Raw genomic sequence first — 14,999 nt, 5'->3', positions numbered from 1 at the left:
AGGGCCACCGGCGCCTCGCCGAAGTCCAGTCCGCCGTCTACGCCATCGAACAGCGCATGCTCGACGCGATCCCACCCCACCGCCTGCCGGCGCTCCTCACCGACCTCAACCACCTGGCGACAGCGCTGGAGGAATAGCCCGTCAGCTTTTCGAGGAAGCCCCCATGGAGCCGTAGCGCGGACCCGACCGCGGCTCAGGCCGGCGGCGGNNNCCCGCCGCGCCGTCCGCCGTCGGCTCGGTCGCGCGCACCGGGAGTGGGAGACCTGGGAGGTACGCCACGACAAAGCCCCCGCCCGGAGAACCCGGCGGGGGCTTTGATCTGCTGTGCGCTCGGCAGGATTCGAACCTGCAACCTTCTGATCCGTAGGCGGGTGCCGCACGTTGACTACATGCGCCAGTCAGGGGCTCCGCGGCCTAAATCGGATGCAGCATGAAGGGCCGAAGTACGCCGATGTGCGTGCCCGTTGATGTCAACCACTGATGTCGCCGACACTCAGGGCCAGCTCGCCAGCCCACAGGGCGCCATGCTGCAACCCACCCAGCCGCCGAGTGGCCGTCTGGGACCTGGAGCGGAGGGTATGCCCGATTGGTAGCTCTCCACAGACACCGATTGGATAGCTCGTTCAAGCTTCGAACGCCAGCTCACCCTTGGACAAGCAGCCTTTCAGGCCATGCCCCCCTGAAGGTTCTCGTAAAGTCGCTGCACTCTATGCATTTTCTCGGTATTCTGGAAAGCTAAAGACTATCCATCCTCACCATGAAGAGAATTAAAAATTGACCAGCATCTCCCACTCCACAGCTCGACTGTGGAGGTCGCTACAGAAATTCCAGCCCACCAACCAGGTATTAAGCATTGAATTCTCTGAATCTGCAGGATTTCCGCAACAGAGAGTGGACCTAAACCCCTTCACCGTGATCTGCGGGCTGCACGGTTCAGGAAAGAGTTCTCTACTCGGATACATCGCCGAGTGCCTCAGAAGAGACACCATGCATCCGGACAACCCGCCGTTCTACGGAGTTGGGTCAAAACGCTACGGAAGTGATCGCCCTTCCCTCAGAGGAAGGTGCCAGGTCTCGTTGCGCCGTGGCACTCAAACCGTTGATTATGCGATCGATTTAGGCACACCCCGCGAGGAAGACGAAAGAACGCCACCCGAAATCTCAGTATCCGGGAAAGAGATCTACCCCGAGATCCTTAACACCCATACGCTATCGTCCGAAATCAACATGTTCTTTCAGGATTTCAAATTTTCCGATTTGGACGATGAGGAAATCGGCCCCCCAGAGCCTCAGAATCGCAAAGACCTAGACGCACTCCGCGATATTCTAGGGATGACATACGATGAGGTCATCTACACCCCTGTCCTAACTGACACGTATGCCCCCGTCTGGCCCTACGTTAGAGCCAGACGGGGTAATGACTGGATCGACTCCCACTCGATGAGCCAAGGGGAACTGTGCGTCCACTTCATCCGATGGACACTCAAAGAGTCAGTGGATGGAATTGTTCTGCTCGACGAACCCGAAGCCAACATTGCACCCCGCGGACATGCGGCATTGCTGGATGAGCTGGCTCGGCTCGCTCGCATAGCAAATGCCCAGGTAGTGCTCACGACTCACGCACCAGCATTCCTGAGTCGAGTACCATTGGAATGGGTCAGAATGTGCGTCCGCCCCTCACTGACACCTGTAGTGGTCACCCCTTCGCGAGCGACAGACTTACGCGACACACTGGGCGTTGAAAACCCCCTTAAATCCATCCTCGTGGTAGAAGACGGCGTCGCCGAGTACACCCTGAGGATGATTCTCGCAGCCCACCATTTCTCCGCCATGGCCGAGATTGAAATCATCACTGCTGGATCATGGAATGACGTCCTGACAACCGTAAAAGCACTCTCTAATTCACGCAGAGTGACATCTATTGCCATTCTCGATGGCGATCAGCAGGACAAGGTTTCCGACGATCCCCTGACGCTCTCTCTACCAGGAGAGGAACCTCCGGAAAAGGTATTTTTCAAGTACGCCGCCACTCAACCCTCAAAGATGGCGACAGAACTTGAATGCTCTCTAGCTTCCATGAATGCATATCTTGCAGAAATGCTGGGCCTGGAGCACCATCGCTGGCTCACTGTTCTTTCTCGCCGGACCGGCCAGGACTGGAAATACTGCCTTCGGGTAATTTTCAAAATCTGGCATAGCGATCCGGTCCATCGAGAAGAGTGTGAAGCCCTAGCCAAGCGCATCGAGGATGCCGTCTTGCATCCTGCAAGGCGATAGCGGTTCCAGGTCGGCCGTCATTCGCTGCACGCCATCCTTGGGCCGGTCGCCAACCTGCCGACTTAAGTGGCCGGAGCACCGTAGGACAACAACCGGCGCCCGTCATGGGCGCGCACCTGTGGAGCGCCTGCACCGAGCGCATCAAGCACCCGCACTGCGTAAGCCTCCACCATGTGGCCCTCCACCTCTTCGCGGGTGAACCAGCGCACGTCCACGGACTCGTCCGACGTGCGCTCCTCGCCGCCGACCGGCCGGCAGCGGAAGACCAGGGCGATGACGCCGCGCTTCATGTTCTTGTAGACGCCGGTCAGGCGTTCCGTCTCGACCTTGATGCCGGTCTCTTCCAGGACCTCTCGGCAGGCGCCTTCCTCAGGCCGCTCGTCCAGTTCGAGGACGCCGCCCGGGGCTTCCCAGGCGCCGTTGTCAGCACGCTTGATCACGAGAACGCGGCCGTCCTCGCGGACCACCACTCCGGCCACCGAAACCGAGTGAAGCGACATTGACCGGCCCTCCCGGTTAGCGTTACTCATGTACAGGAGCATAGGAGGACTGAAGGACATGGGCACAGCAGCCTCTAGAGACTCGGGTCAACCACGGTACCTACAGATCGCGGAAGACCTAGCTCAGCAGATCAGGTCCGGAGTCCTCCCCGCAGGAGCCAAGGTTCCCAGCGAGTCGGAGCTCATGGCCCGCTACTCCGTGTCGCAGGGCACGGCGCGCAAGGCTGTGGCGGAACTCCGGCCCACCGGCTTGATCGACACCCACCACGGCAAGGGCTCGTTCGTGAAGAGCCAGCCGCCGGTACGCCGTAAGTCGTCCGACCGCTTCCGCCGGTCCCACCGCAAGGCCGGCAAGGCCGCCTACCTCGCGGAGTCCGAGCAGGCCGGCAAGACCGCGGGCGTCACCGTGCTGTACGTCGGCCCCACCGAGGCGCCGGAGGAGATCGCGGAACGGCTGGGCGTCATCACCGGCACGAAGGTGCTGGCGCGTCGGCGTCTGTACTTCAGCAACGGGACACCCACGGAGGAGGCGACGTCGTACCTTCCGTGGGACATCGCCGAGGAGATCCCCGAGCTGCTGGCGGAGAACCCTGGGGGCGGCGGCATCTACGCCCGCCTGGAAGAGAACGGGCACATGCTGAAGGAGTTCACGGAGACCGTTCGCGCCCGGCTCGCCACGAAGCAGGAGACCAGCGCGCTGAGCCTGAGCCCCGGCTCGCCCGTAATCCACCTGGTCCGGAACGCGGAGAGCGAGGACGGCCGGGTGGTCGAGGTCTGCGACACCGTCATGGCCGCTGACCAGTTCGTTCTCGACTACCGCATCCCTGCCGGAGACTGACGAAGCCTCACCTCCTCCAGCCCGTCGCGAAGAAAGCTCTCGCGGCGGGTTGACTCATGTACAGGAGTTGGGCATTCTCATGGCAGCAACTCCTACACATAAGTACATGAGTGCAGGAGTTCAGGGGCCACTGGTCCCGTGCATTGCCTGCCTGGACGCCTTCACCGGCGCCCAGGTGCACCACCCAGGAGCCCCGCAGCGGACGGGGGGAGGCGACCCGGCGCCTTGTCATTCACCGGAGGGCTTAGACCGAAAGGTCATGTCTCCATACGCCTTCGCCAGGCATAGCGGCTCTACCTCGTACGGGAGTTGCTGGCCTTAAGGAGACACGCACCACCACACCCACCCGCCGCGCTCCGGTGCGGCGGCCGGTTGCCTCCTCCGCCCGAGCGGCTCACTGCCGTGCGGACGGGGTTGAGGGGAGCCGGACAGTCCGGATCTATCTCCCAAGGAGCCTCGATGTCCGCTACCGCGTTCGCTGCCGTGTTCATTGCCCTGTACGTCGCTCACAGCGTGGGCGACCACTGGGTGCAGACCTCCTGCCAGTCCGCCGACAAGGGCAAGCCGGGATGGAGCGGCCGCCTGGCCGGCGCCCGGCACGTAGCCACCCTGACCGCTACCAAGCTCGCCTTACTCCTCCCCGCCGCCGCCCTGTTGGGCCTGAACCTCTCGGTTCTTGGACTGACCGTCGGTATGGGCGTGGACGCGGTGACGCACTGGTGGGCCGACCGCCGCAGCACGTTGGCGTGGCTGGCCAAGGTCACCGGCAAGGCCGAGTTCTACAGCCTCGGCACCGCCGCCCACCCCGCGCACCCCGTCACCGCCAAGGGCGGCCCGGCCGCTCACCTCGGCACCGGCGCCTACGCGCTGGACCAGTCCTTCCACCACCTGTGGCTGCTGGTCGCCGCACTCATCATCGCCACCGTCTGAATCCACCCCACACGACGGCGCGGCTCCGGTGCTGGAACACCGGAGCCGCTGTTGGGCCGTCACTTCGAGAGGAACCACGACCCATGAAGCTCATTCTCCCCGCCCAGGACCTTTTCACCGCCACCGCGATCGACCTGGAGCCGACCGCCGCCGAACTCGACCAGATCGAGCGGGAAATGCCGGTCATCTCCGCCGAGGTCGAGTTGCTGGACGCGCAGATCATGACGCTCGACCGGCTCCCGAACGAGCTGGACGCCCGCCGCATCCGCCGGGCCCGGCGCAAGGTGCTCGCCGCTCGCCGTGAGCTGGCCAACCAGGCCGGGACGGGGGACGTGGCATGAACGTCAAGACCACCAAAACCGTCCTTCCCGCCGTCGCGATGACGGCGGTGTCCATGGTCCTGACCCTGGCCGTGGTCGTGATGTGGCTCGGCACCTCGGTGCCCTGGCCCGTGGCCCTGGTCGTCGGCCTCGGAATCGACGGGGGATGGCTGGCCACCCTCGCCTACGAACGCCGCCTGGCCGCCCAAGGCGACCACAACCGCGCGGTCACCGCCGTCGGCTGGTGCTTCGGCCTCCTCGCCGCCGGCGTCCTGGTCGCCCACGCGCTCACCGCCGAGGAATCCGCCGGCGCGTGGCTGGCCGTGGCGTGGCTGCCGATCGCGGCAAAGGCCCTGTGGCTGGTGCACAGCCTGTGGGAGCGCACCGCGCTCACCCCCGGCGCGCTCGGAGCGATCCGGGGCATCCAGCAAGAGGCCCGCGATGATGCGGCGGTGGCTCGTGCCCGGCTGCGGGCGCACGCCACCACCGAGGAGACGCGCCTGACAGCTGTGACGGCGGCCGGTGCCCGCGTCGCACGCGTCCAGGCGGAGACCGCACAGACGCTCTCGCGAGCCTGGTCGACGCTGAAGACGACGAGGGACGACGAGGAGACCGGACCGGCGCTGACCAGCGTGACGACCCCCGTCACACCCGACGTCACACCCCGTTGGGAGCTGCCCATCTGGGGCCCCACCGAGTCGGTCCCGACTCTCACGTTGGATGCAGCGCCCGTGCTGTCCGATGAGGCGCTGGACGCACTGGTCGATCAGATCCGGCACAGCGAAGTCCCCGCCCTGTCCTACCGCGAGATGGCTACCCGCTTCCGCGCGGCCGGCCACTCCGCCTCCGAAATCCGCCTGCGAGCCGCATGGAAGCGCCTCGCCGCGTGATGCGGCTCAGCCCAGCCGCCTACCCCAAGCCCTCCGATTCCTTGAGGAGCACCTGACATGGGTAACTCCGACCTGCGCCGTCTGGACCGCGAGATCCAGGCGACCACGAAGAAGCTGGAAGCTGTGCGCCGGGGCGAGTCGTGGCCGATGAACGGCCGCGAGCGCCGTGCAATGGCCCGCGCCCTGGCCAGCGGCTCCTACCGCGCCGCCCGGGGCCGCAGCACCGGCCGTGCCGAGGAGCAGATCGACTCCACCGGCGGCGGCGCCGAGATGCGGCTCAACGCGGAACTGACCGCCCTGCACGGCGAGCGTCAGCGCCTCATCACCGAGGCAGCTCGCGCCAAGGCCCAGAAGAAGTCGTCCGGCTGGTTCTGACCAGCCCATTCCTTGCGTCGGGGTGGCCGCCTCTTTCCACGGACACGGCCACCCCGGCTCTCCCTTACTCCCGCCCCCAAGGGGGCAGTCAGGAGAGCTTCCAGCATGTCTGAGAACGTCGTCCACCTCCACAAGCCCACCGACCCCCCGCCCCCCGGCACCTCCCCCACCGTCCTCACGGTCGTGCCCGACGCGCCGCCGATCGGGCCGGTGCCGCTATGGGTGCGCTCCGGACGCGCGGTGAAGACGGCCGCCACGCACGAGCGCACCCGGGCGGCCGCGCGTGCGGCGGCCCGGCACAGCCTCTACACCCTCAACGGCGGGCGGATCGTGGCCCGTCGGGCCTGGGATGGCCGTACCGGGTCCCGGTATGAGCGGATGATCCGGGCGGCGGAAGCCGCGGGGAACCTGGAAGCGGCCGAGGAGTGGGAGGAGCGGTTGCAGCGCTTCCGCGCCGCCCGCCACCACCGCCGCATGGACCTGCTCCACTCACCCGTAGAGGCCGCCAAGGGCGTGGCCGTCGGCGCCGGTGTGAGCATCGGCGTGCTGGTCGCCCTCGGCGTCGTGATGGCCATCAACACCAAGGACGTCGGGGACGTCATCACCCCTCTCACGGCGACGATCGACTTCATCGCGCTCCTGATCCGGATCGTGCAGGTGGTGTGGGGCCCGGCGCTCTCCATCGGCCCGCTCCTGGCGCTGTTCGCCCTGTGGTCGGTCGGCCGCAAGCAGCACGCCGCCCCCGCCTGGGCGCTGCCCGCCAACGTGCAGTCGGGCGAGGGTGAGCCGATCACCCCGTCCATCGTGGTCAAGGCCCTGCGCGACCTCGGAGTCCCGGCCCTGGCACGAGCCATCAAGGAGATGGGCGACGCCGGCGCCTCCATGCTGGGCCCGATCCGGATCGCAGGATGCGGCGTGGAAGTCGACGTCACCCTCCCCTCCGGGGTGTCGACCAACGAGGTGCAGGGCAAGCGCCGCAAGCTCGCCGAGAACCTCACCCGGCACGAGCACGAAGTGTTCATCACCATCCCCCAGGCCGCCCGGACCGTGCGGCTGTGGGTGGCCGACTCCGGGGCGCTGGACGAGCCGATCGGGCCGTCGCCGCTGGTCACCGACGACACGATGACCGCCGACTACGCCAAGGGCCGGGCGCCTTGGGGTCAGGACCTGCGCGGGGATGCTGCCGCGCTGAGCCTGTACCAGCGCCACCTGCTCATCACAGGTCTGTCGAACCAGGGCAAGACCGTTGCCCTGCGCTCCCTGGCCCTGTGGCTCGCGCTGGACAAGTCGGTGCAGTTCCTCATGGGCGACCTCAAGGGCGTGGGCGACTGGGCCATGTTCGACGGGCTCGCCAAGACCCTGATCCAGGGGCCGACGGATGAGCACGTGATCCAGGTGACCGAGATGGTCGAGGGCGCGGTGACCGAGATGAACCGCCGCATCCAGGCCCCGCCCGGCACCGTGTTCCCGCCGCTGATCGTGCTGGTCGACGAAGCGCAGGTGGCGTTCATGTGCCCGGCCAAGGACGAGGACAAGCGCCCCTACGGCGGCTCGAAGGCCAACTCCCGGTACTTCATGGCCGTCCGAAAGATCCACAACCAGGGGCGGGCCGTGAACGTCCTGATGTGGCAGGGCACCCAGGACCCGACCAACGAGAACCTGCCCAAGCTGGTCCGCGAGGGCGCCCACACCCGCGCCTCCCTCGCCCTGGGCACCGAATCCCAGGCCCGCATGGCACTCGGAGACAAGGCCGTTGACGGCGGGGCGGCACCGAACCTGCTTCGTCCCGGCCTGGACCGGGGAACCCTGGTCGTCGCCTCCGACGGCATCACCATCCCGGCCGGACAGTCGTCCATCACCGTGCGCACGCACTACATCGACGACGACGCAGCCGAGGCCATCACCGACCGGGCCAAGGCCCTGCGCGACGGCGTCACCACCCTGCACGCCATCGAGCGAGAAGAAGAGCACGACCCGCTCGCCGACATCGCCGCCGTCGTCGGCGACGCGCCCCGCGTGCGGACCAAGGACGTGCTGGCGCGGCTCGCCACGCGGAACGCGGACGCCTACGGCGGCTGGTCGTTCATCGACCTCAAGCGCCTCCTGGACGACGCCGGCGCCGAGCCCTACAAGTCCGACGGCGTCATGGTCGTCTCCCGCGACCGCGTCACCCGCGCCCTCGCCAACCGCGACACGGACGGTTCCGCTTCCGCCGACGGATGACAGGGAGCGCACCACCGACGAGTCAGGGAGACAGGGAGAACTCCCTGACCGCCTCCCTGACCCGCATCCCTGGCCCTGACCTGCACAAATAATCGTTCAGGGAGTCAGGGAGGCACGCAGGTCAGACCCCCGAAGACCCCCTCCGCAGCGCCCCCTCATGAGGGTGTCTCCGCCTCCCTGGCCACGCGCCGGAAGGAATTCCGCATGTACCCCGACCACACCCCGCACGTGCCCGTACAGCGGCCCGGGGAAGTCCACCAACCCACCCCGCTCCCACCCGCTGTCCCCGTCCCGGCGCCGGTCGTGCCGGTGCAGCCAGGCAGCGGACCGGCGGTGGCGAGCATCGTCCTCCCGGACGGCCGCGTCATCACCGGCTACGTCATCAACCCCGCGCAGCCCGAACCGCTCGTCGCCAAGCCGGCCGTCTCGCGCACGGCCGTGAACGTCGCCCTCGGGGGCGTCGGCTTCCTCGCGGTCTGCGGCGGGCTCATCCTGCTCACCTCGTTCATCGCCGCACTCACCGCGTTCATCACCCAGCTCATCATCCTGGCCGCCGTCATTTTCGGCGGATGGATCGCCGTACAGCTCTTCAGCACGAACGGCCACCAGGGCGGCACCACCGTCAACATCCGCCGGGCCGTGATCAAGCGCAACCACTTCCACGGCTAGCTACGCCAAGGGCGGCCCCGTCTCGCCAAAGTCCGGGGCCGCCCTTGTCCACCTGCCATCAACAGACCTGTGGAGGTCTCCCAGCATGACTCAACAGACCCCTATCCGGCGAGTGGCACTCAGCCTCGCGGCGGCCGGCGTGCCACCGCTGCCCCTGCGGGCGGGAAAGGTCCCGTTCGGCAACTGCCGAGCATGCAAGGGGAACGCGTGCGGCGGCCGGCCGAACATGAAGAACGCCGGTCCCTGCCACTGCCCCGGCATCTGCCACGCCTGGGCCGCAGCCACCACCGATCCCCGCGTCCTCACCTCGCCGGCATGGGCGTCCGCATGGCGTGAGGCGGCGGCCGTGGCCTACCACCCCGGTGGGGCCGGGTTGACGGTCGTTGACCTGGACGACGCAGCGGCCGTCACGTGGGCCCGCGCCGCCCTGCCCGCCACCTGCACGGTGCTGACGACACGGGGTGAGCACTGGATCTACCGGGGTGCGATGCGCTCCGCGAACGCTGTGCGGCCCGGCGTCGACATCAAGTCGCTCATGTCCTACGCCCGCTATCTCGGGCCCGGCAACGGCACCATGACCGCCCTCCCGGACGCGGTACGCGCCCTGATCGTCAAGGAGCCGTCGCCGGTCCGGTCCGCGCGGGGCGCCGTCACCGTGCCCGTGCCGGTCAGGGGCGGGGGATGCCCCCACCGCACGCCCACCTATCTGGCCCGGGGCATCGCGATGGCCGAGCAGCGCATCAACGAGGCGAGCAGCGCAGTGCACACGACCGTCTACCGCACGTTCCTCGCCGTGCTGTCCGCGCACGGCCGGTGCGGCTGCCTCACCGACGCCCACGTCACGCGACTGTTCACCGCCGCGCAGGCCAAGGGCGAAACCGCCCGACACTGCACCGACGCGTGGACCAACGCCCGCACCGCCCTGGGGATGTGAGCCATGTCCGAGGACGACAAGACCCCGGCCCGCCAGATCATCACCGACTACGCACAGGCGCACTTCCGGTACTTCCGCACCATCGACGGCACCGTCTACGCACAGAAGAACGGCCACCCGGTGGCCCGGCCCATCCGCTCCCAGGGCACGACGGGAAGCCACCGCCAGGAACTCATGGTCGGCCTGTACAGGGACGGGGTCGGCGTGTTCAACGGCACAGCACTCAAGGAGGCGTTGGACTTGATCGAAGCACTCGCACTGACCGAGGACGTACAGCCCACCCACATCCGCGTCGCCCCCGGATTCGACGGCGCGACCTGGCTCGACCTGGGCCGCGACGACGGCAAGTCCGTCCGCATCCACCCCACCGGCTGGGACATCCTCACCCCCGACCCACAGGAAGTCTGCTGGCGACGCACCCAACTCACCGGCGAACTCCCCATGCCCGCCCAGGACACCAACGGCAAGGGCATCGACCTCCTGCTCCGCCTGTGCAACTTCGCCAGCGCCGAGACCGAGTGCCTGGCCATCGCCTGGCTGATCGGCTGCCTGGAGCCGTCCGTGCCCGTGCCCGCCCCGTTCCTCACCGGCCCCCAAGGCGCGGGAAAGTCCACCGGCGGCCGGATGCTGGTGCGGATCATCGAGGGGATGAGCGGTGACCTGCGCCGGGCGCCGAAGGACGAGGAGAACATGATCACGGCCGTTGCCGCCGGATGGGTCACCGCCCTGGACAATCTCTCCCACCTGCCCCCGGACCTGTCCGACCTCATGTGCTGCATCGTGACCGGCGCCGAGAGCATCAAGCGCGCCCTGTTCACCGACGGGGACGTCGTCCGCTCCCGCTACCGGCGCCCCATGCTCCTGACCGGTATCGACGTCGGCGTCATCCGCCCGGACCTCGCCGAACGCCTCCTGCCGCTCCGTCTCGTGCGGCCCCGGGTGCGGCGAACCGAGGCAGAGCTGTGGACGGAGTACGCGGAGATCCTGCCGGCCGTGCTCGGCTCCCTGCTGGACCTGACAGTCAAGGTGCGTGCCGCCCAGGCGGACACCCCCACCGACCTGCGGATGGCCGACTTCGCCCACCTGTGCGCGCAGCTCGACACGGCCACCGGCGTCGGCTCGCTGGCCGCGTACCGGGCCAGCCTCGATGACCTCAACGACGACGTCATCGAAGGTGACCTGCTGGCGCAGACGGTTCTGAACCACGCGGCCGGACTCGACGCGGGTACGGAAGTCCGCATGACGTCCTCGGAGTGGCTGCACTGCCTCACCAGCCTCTACAGCGGCGAGGAGTGCCGTCCCCTGCCCAAGGGCTGGCCCACCACCGGCAAGGTCCTCTCCGACCGCCTCAAGCGGCTACAGCCGACCCTCGCCGCACGCGGCGTCCTCATCGACTGGGGCCGCACCAGCGCCGCCCGCTACATCGAGATGACCCACCCCGCGACACTGCCCCTACAACAGCAGGAAGCGGCGTTCTGACCCGCGCCACCACGGCGCCACACTGAACAAGCAAGAGGAGCACCCCCGCGCGAGGCGTGCTCCTCTTGCTGTTCCGGCGGCTTGCCGCCACTGCGCAAGGCGCGCCGCGAAGCGGCTCCTTCTACACGTCCTTAAACCGCGCCGCACCACCACAGACACCACCCCTCTTTTCCTAAGAGAAGAGATCCTGCGTCACCCACGTCACCAGCCACCCGATCGCGGCCCCTGACCAGCGGTGACAGCGGTGACGCAAACGGCCAAACCTGCGTCATCCCACGTCACCCGCGTCACAGGTGACAGAACTCCGGACCCGCCCCGTGACACGCCCCGAGCTGCCAGCGTCACCTCATAACCACAGGCCAGAGCCACAAATGACGTGCGTGACGCGATGACGCAGAAATCCACACCTCGGACAGGCGCGGGCCCCAAGAAGCCCCCGAACCAACTCCATTCGCAGGTCCAGCCCTCTTCCGGAGGTCTCAACGTGCTGACCGTCGTCGCGAGCGGCCCCCAAACCCTCACCGTCCCGGAGGTCATGACCGCTCTGAGGCTCAGCCGCAGCAAGGTCTACGACCTGATCCGCTCCGGCACCCTGCCGAGCTTCACCGAGGGCCGTGCCCGACGCATTCCCCTCGACGCGCTCCGCACTTACATCCGCAACAAGCTTGAGGAGGCTGCCTGATGGCCAAGAGGCGCGCCAACGGAGAAGGCACCATCACGAAGCGCACCGACGGCCGCTATCACGCAGCCGCGTACGTCTACCGGCCCGACGGCACGCGAGTGCGGAAGTTCGTCTACGGCAAGACCCGTGAGGAGGTGAGCGGCAAGCTCATCGAACTCCAGGAGAAGACCCGGCAGGGCATCCCGGCCGCCACCTCCGCCATGCCATTCGGCGACTTCCTCACCTACTGGCTCGCTGCCATCGCGCCCACCCGCCTCAAGCCCGCAACGCTCAACAGCTACGAGGGGCTCTCACGGCTCTACATCAAACCCGCCCTCGGCAAGAAGAAGCTCAACCGCCTCTCCCCCACTGACATTCGGCTGTTCTTGGCGGAGTTCAAGGGCGGCTGCCTCTGCTGCCTGCGAGGGGTCGACGCGGCACGCGGCAAGGACGACCGGACGTGCTGCGCCGTGAACAAGTGCTGCAAGCGCCGGCCGTCGGCCCGCACCGTCCAGTACGTCCACGCCGTCCTCCGCTCCGCACTCCAGCAGGCCGTCCGTGAAGAACTCATCGCCCGCAATGTCGCTCGCATCGTCGAGACGCCCACCATCGAACGCCAGGAGGTACGCCCGTTGGACGCCACCGAGGCGAAAATCCTGCTCAGGACGGCCCGCGACCACCGCCTCTACGCCCTGTGGCTGCTTCTCATCTCCACCGGCCTGCGCCGCGGGGAAGCCCTCGGCCTCACCTGGTCGGACATCGACCTGGCCGCCGGCCAGCTCCGGGTCCGGCGCAACCTCCAGCGCATCAAGCGCGAACTGCTCTTCGGCACGCCGAAAACGGCTCGGTCGCTCCGGACGGTGTCGCTGCCCCGGAAGTGCGTGGCGGCCCTCATCGCCCACCAGGCGCAGCAGGAGCAGGAGCGGAAGGTGGCCGGCACCAAATGGCAGCCGGCCCCCGGCCACCCGAACGGCCTGGTCTTCACCACCGCCACCGGCCGGGCCACGGATCCCCGCAGCCTCAATCGCATGCTCACGATCCTCTGCCGGGACGCCAAGGTGCGCCGCGTACGAGTGCACGACCTCCGGCACACGTGCGCCTCACTGCTGCTGGCCCAGGGCGTCGACGCCCGCACGATCATGGAGACACTCGGCCACAGCACCATCACGATGACGCTGGACACCTACGCGCACGTGATGCAGACCACTCTCAAGGCGGCGGCCGACCGGATGGACGACGCCCTGGGGGTTGACGAGCCGACCGAGGACGAGGAGGGCGGTCCGGGGTGCGCGCCGGCCGCGTGATGGACACCGACGCCCGCGTTGATGTCACCCGCTGATGTCAAAGGCCCCCTCGCTAGAAGCGAGGGGGCCTTTGACCTGTGTGCGCTCGGCAGGATTCGAACCTGCAACCTTCTGATCCGTAGTCAGATGCTCTATCCGTTAAGCTACGAGCGCTTGGCTTTCCGGCGGTTTTTCTTGCCGGTCGGCGTTGCGGGAACAACATTACATGACCTGCGCCGTTAGGCGAAATCCGATTGCCGCACCCCATCTGACCTGCGGAAATGCCCTTTGCGGCCGAGGAGAGGGTCAGCCGGGCCGGGCGGGGTCCCCGATGATCCGGACGAACTCCGGGCGGGGGACGCCGAGGCGGGCCCGGTAACGACGACAGCCTCGCTGAATCTCCGCCGGCACAATGCCGCCGCAGCCGGCTCCGGGAGACAAGACCAGGAGACCGGGAGACCGGTGAGACCGGTGAGACCGGGTGCCCGGCGCCCAGGCCAAGCCCTCTCCAGCCGGTCCCCGATTCCCCGCCCTCGCCTCCGCCCAATAAAAAACCAGGCCCGATCGCGATTGATCGGGCCTGGGATGAAACGTAAGAGCGGAGGCGGAGGGATTTGAACCCTCGATGGGCGGTAAAACCCAAACCGCATTAGCAGTGCGGCGCCATAGACCGGACTAGGCGACGCCTCCACACACCTCACGCGCGTGAACGCGATGTGGCGTGACCAGATGATGACACAGCTCGGTGGCCTGTCACCAATCGCCCTCTACGGTACTAGGCCCGCGGGCCGCCCGGCAAAGACGTTCCTGCGGCGCAACGTCGGGGGCGGCGGGGCGTTAGAGAGTCGGGGTCGCGGCGCCGCACGCGTGTCGTGCGCCTCCGGCGCGTACGGACCGCGTACCGCCGCCACGTCCCGTACGGGCCGTCCCGCGCATGGATCGGGTAGCGCCCGTACTCGCCCTCAGGAGCCCGTGATGTCCCGTCGCCGGATCCCGTCCCGGTCGCTGTCGCTGCTCGCCGCCGCCGCGGCCGCCGTGTGCGCGGTCCCCGCGCTCGCCATGGCGCCGGCCGCCTCCGCCGCCCCCATCCCGCTGCCGTACCACCACGACGAGCTGCCGATCCTGGGGCACTTCGCGCCGGACGCCGAGGTGCCCGGGCTGTTCCCCGACCGGCAGCGCCGGGATCACCTGACGATCACCGTCCGGGACTCCGGGGCGGAGCGTACGGACGGCCGGTTCGAGCTGTACTGCCATCCGCAGGGCGGGTCCCACCTCGACGCGCGGCGGGCCTGCGACCGGCTGGACCGGATGACGCGGTGGGGCAAGGACCTGTTCGCCCCGGTACCGAAGGGCGCGCAGTGCACGATGATGTACGGCGGTCCGGCGCGGGCGCATGTCAGCGGGATGTGGGCGGGGCGCCGCGTCAACGCCGACTTCCGGCGCACCGACGGGTGTGAGATCGACCGCTGGGGCCGCTTCGAACCCATGCTCCCCAAGACCGTTTCCTGACCCGGTTCGTGCCGGAGTAGCGCGCCAGGTCAGGACGAGGGGCACATGTCGGGCACGCGGCGAGTCGCGCCGGGGCGCGGCAATAGCGGGGCGTCATCCGCCGCCGCGTCC

The 14,999-nt window shown here is 67.9% G+C and carries 14 protein-coding genes and 2 tRNA genes; 13 read left to right on the top strand and 3 right to left on the bottom strand.

From position 1 onward, the window contains the following. Positions 1 to 774: 774 nt before the first annotated feature. A complete protein-coding gene (locus B073_RS44720) occupies positions 775 to 2,277 on the top strand; it encodes an AAA family ATPase (RefSeq protein ID WP_158690268.1) in 1,503 nt (500 codons plus the stop codon). A gap of 62 nt (positions 2,278 to 2,339) precedes the next feature. Here the strand turns inward: B073_RS44720 and B073_RS0131240 are convergent, their stop codons facing one another. Further along, positions 2,340 to 2,819 (bottom strand): NUDIX hydrolase, encoded by a 480-nt coding sequence (locus tag B073_RS0131240; RefSeq protein ID WP_026247897.1) that lies wholly within the window; start codon positions 2,817 to 2,819, stop codon positions 2,340 to 2,342. Between the two features lie 16 nt (positions 2,820 to 2,835). Here B073_RS0131240 and B073_RS0131235 point away from each other — a divergent pair, with 16 nt between their 5' ends. From B073_RS0131235 to B073_RS0131185, 11 genes are all read left to right on the top strand, one after another. Beyond that, the gene (locus B073_RS0131235) at positions 2,836 to 3,615 is read left to right on the top strand and encodes a GntR family transcriptional regulator (protein WP_026247896.1); all 780 of its coding nucleotides are present in this window, start codon (positions 2,836 to 2,838) and stop codon (positions 3,613 to 3,615) included. Between the two features lie 459 nt (positions 3,616 to 4,074). Next, entirely contained in the window at positions 4,075 to 4,545 is a 471-nt protein-coding gene (locus tag B073_RS0131230; RefSeq protein ID WP_018542015.1) for a hypothetical protein, read from the top strand. Positions 4,546 to 4,628: 83 nt separating this feature from the next. Further along, positions 4,629 to 4,886, top strand: a complete 258-nt coding sequence (locus tag B073_RS0131225; RefSeq protein WP_018542014.1) for a DUF6284 family protein — start codon at positions 4,629 to 4,631, stop codon at positions 4,884 to 4,886. Further along, positions 4,883 to 5,755, top strand: coding sequence for a hypothetical protein (locus B073_RS0131220; RefSeq protein ID WP_018542013.1), 873 nt, complete (start codon positions 4,883 to 4,885; stop codon positions 5,753 to 5,755). Before B073_RS0131225 ends, B073_RS0131220 begins: the two co-directional genes overlap by 4 nt. Before the next feature lie 57 nt (positions 5,756 to 5,812). Next, on the top strand, positions 5,813 to 6,130 hold the full coding sequence (locus B073_RS0131215) for a hypothetical protein (protein WP_018542012.1): 318 nt from the start codon (positions 5,813 to 5,815) through the stop codon (positions 6,128 to 6,130). Between the two features lie 105 nt (positions 6,131 to 6,235). Then, the gene (locus B073_RS0131210) at positions 6,236 to 8,353 is read left to right on the top strand and encodes an FtsK/SpoIIIE domain-containing protein (protein ID WP_018542011.1); all 2,118 of its coding nucleotides are present in this window, start codon (positions 6,236 to 6,238) and stop codon (positions 8,351 to 8,353) included. A 204-nt stretch (positions 8,354 to 8,557) separates the two neighbouring features. Next, positions 8,558 to 9,022: a hypothetical protein gene (locus B073_RS0131205; RefSeq protein ID WP_018542010.1), complete on the top strand. Its 465-nt coding sequence runs from the start codon at positions 8,558 to 8,560 to the stop codon at positions 9,020 to 9,022. Between the two features lie 85 nt (positions 9,023 to 9,107). Next, complete coding sequence (locus B073_RS0131200; RefSeq protein WP_026247895.1) at positions 9,108 to 9,956, top strand: bifunctional DNA primase/polymerase; 849 nt, start codon at positions 9,108 to 9,110, stop codon at positions 9,954 to 9,956. A 3-nt stretch (positions 9,957 to 9,959) separates the two neighbouring features. Then, positions 9,960 to 11,435 (top strand): hypothetical protein, encoded by a 1,476-nt coding sequence (locus B073_RS0131195; RefSeq protein WP_018542008.1) that lies wholly within the window; start codon positions 9,960 to 9,962, stop codon positions 11,433 to 11,435. Positions 11,436 to 11,919: 484 nt separating this feature from the next. Then, positions 11,920 to 12,117: a helix-turn-helix domain-containing protein gene (locus tag B073_RS48370; protein ID WP_018542007.1), complete on the top strand. Its 198-nt coding sequence runs from the start codon at positions 11,920 to 11,922 to the stop codon at positions 12,115 to 12,117. Further along, positions 12,117 to 13,400: a tyrosine-type recombinase/integrase gene (locus tag B073_RS0131185; RefSeq protein ID WP_018542006.1), complete on the top strand. Its 1,284-nt coding sequence runs from the start codon at positions 12,117 to 12,119 to the stop codon at positions 13,398 to 13,400. Before B073_RS48370 ends, B073_RS0131185 begins: the two co-directional genes overlap by 1 nt. Before the next feature lie 80 nt (positions 13,401 to 13,480). Here the strand turns inward: B073_RS0131185 and B073_RS0131180 are convergent. Together B073_RS0131180 and B073_RS0131175 are read right to left on the bottom strand one after the other, a co-directional pair. Then, positions 13,481 to 13,553 (bottom strand) — tRNA-Arg (locus B073_RS0131180). Positions 13,554 to 13,978: 425 nt separating this feature from the next. Beyond that, positions 13,979 to 14,069 (bottom strand) — tRNA-Ser (locus tag B073_RS0131175). A gap of 285 nt (positions 14,070 to 14,354) precedes the next feature. On the opposite strand from B073_RS0131175, the gene B073_RS0131170 reads away from it, so the two are divergent. After that, on the top strand, positions 14,355 to 14,888 hold the full coding sequence (locus B073_RS0131170; protein WP_018542005.1) for an SSI family serine proteinase inhibitor: 534 nt from the start codon (positions 14,355 to 14,357) through the stop codon (positions 14,886 to 14,888). Positions 14,889 to 14,999: the final 111 nt, after the last annotated feature.

The sequence above is a fragment of the Streptomyces sp. MspMP-M5 genome (assembly GCF_000373585.1).
Taxonomy (GTDB): Bacteria; Actinomycetota; Actinomycetes; order Streptomycetales; family Streptomycetaceae; genus Streptomyces.
The sequence above is the reverse complement of the archived record's forward strand: the minus strand, read 5'-3'. Positions and strand labels throughout refer to the sequence as shown.

Excerpts from the sequence above, each read along its gene's own strand:
- B073_RS0131240 (WP_026247897.1), bottom strand. The coding sequence starts at position 2,819 with ATGCTCCTGTACATGAGTAACGCTAACCGGGAGGGCCGGTCAATGTCG.
- B073_RS0131235 (WP_026247896.1), top strand. The coding sequence starts at position 2,836 with ATGGGCACAGCAGCCTCTAGAGACTCGGGTCAACCACGGTACCTACAG.
- B073_RS0131230 (WP_018542015.1), top strand. The coding sequence starts at position 4,075 with ATGTCCGCTACCGCGTTCGCTGCCGTGTTCATTGCCCTGTACGTCGCT.
- B073_RS0131225 (WP_018542014.1), top strand. The coding sequence starts at position 4,629 with ATGAAGCTCATTCTCCCCGCCCAGGACCTTTTCACCGCCACCGCGATC.
- B073_RS0131220 (WP_018542013.1), top strand. The coding sequence starts at position 4,883 with ATGAACGTCAAGACCACCAAAACCGTCCTTCCCGCCGTCGCGATGACG.
- B073_RS0131215 (WP_018542012.1), top strand. The coding sequence starts at position 5,813 with ATGGGTAACTCCGACCTGCGCCGTCTGGACCGCGAGATCCAGGCGACC.
- B073_RS0131210 (WP_018542011.1), top strand. The coding sequence starts at position 6,236 with ATGTCTGAGAACGTCGTCCACCTCCACAAGCCCACCGACCCCCCGCCC.
- B073_RS0131205 (WP_018542010.1), top strand. The coding sequence starts at position 8,558 with ATGTACCCCGACCACACCCCGCACGTGCCCGTACAGCGGCCCGGGGAA.
- B073_RS0131200 (WP_026247895.1), top strand. The coding sequence starts at position 9,108 with ATGACTCAACAGACCCCTATCCGGCGAGTGGCACTCAGCCTCGCGGCG.
- B073_RS0131195 (WP_018542008.1), top strand. The coding sequence starts at position 9,960 with ATGTCCGAGGACGACAAGACCCCGGCCCGCCAGATCATCACCGACTAC.
- B073_RS0131185 (WP_018542006.1), top strand. The coding sequence starts at position 12,117 with ATGGCCAAGAGGCGCGCCAACGGAGAAGGCACCATCACGAAGCGCACC.
- B073_RS0131170 (WP_018542005.1), top strand. The coding sequence starts at position 14,355 with ATGTCCCGTCGCCGGATCCCGTCCCGGTCGCTGTCGCTGCTCGCCGCC.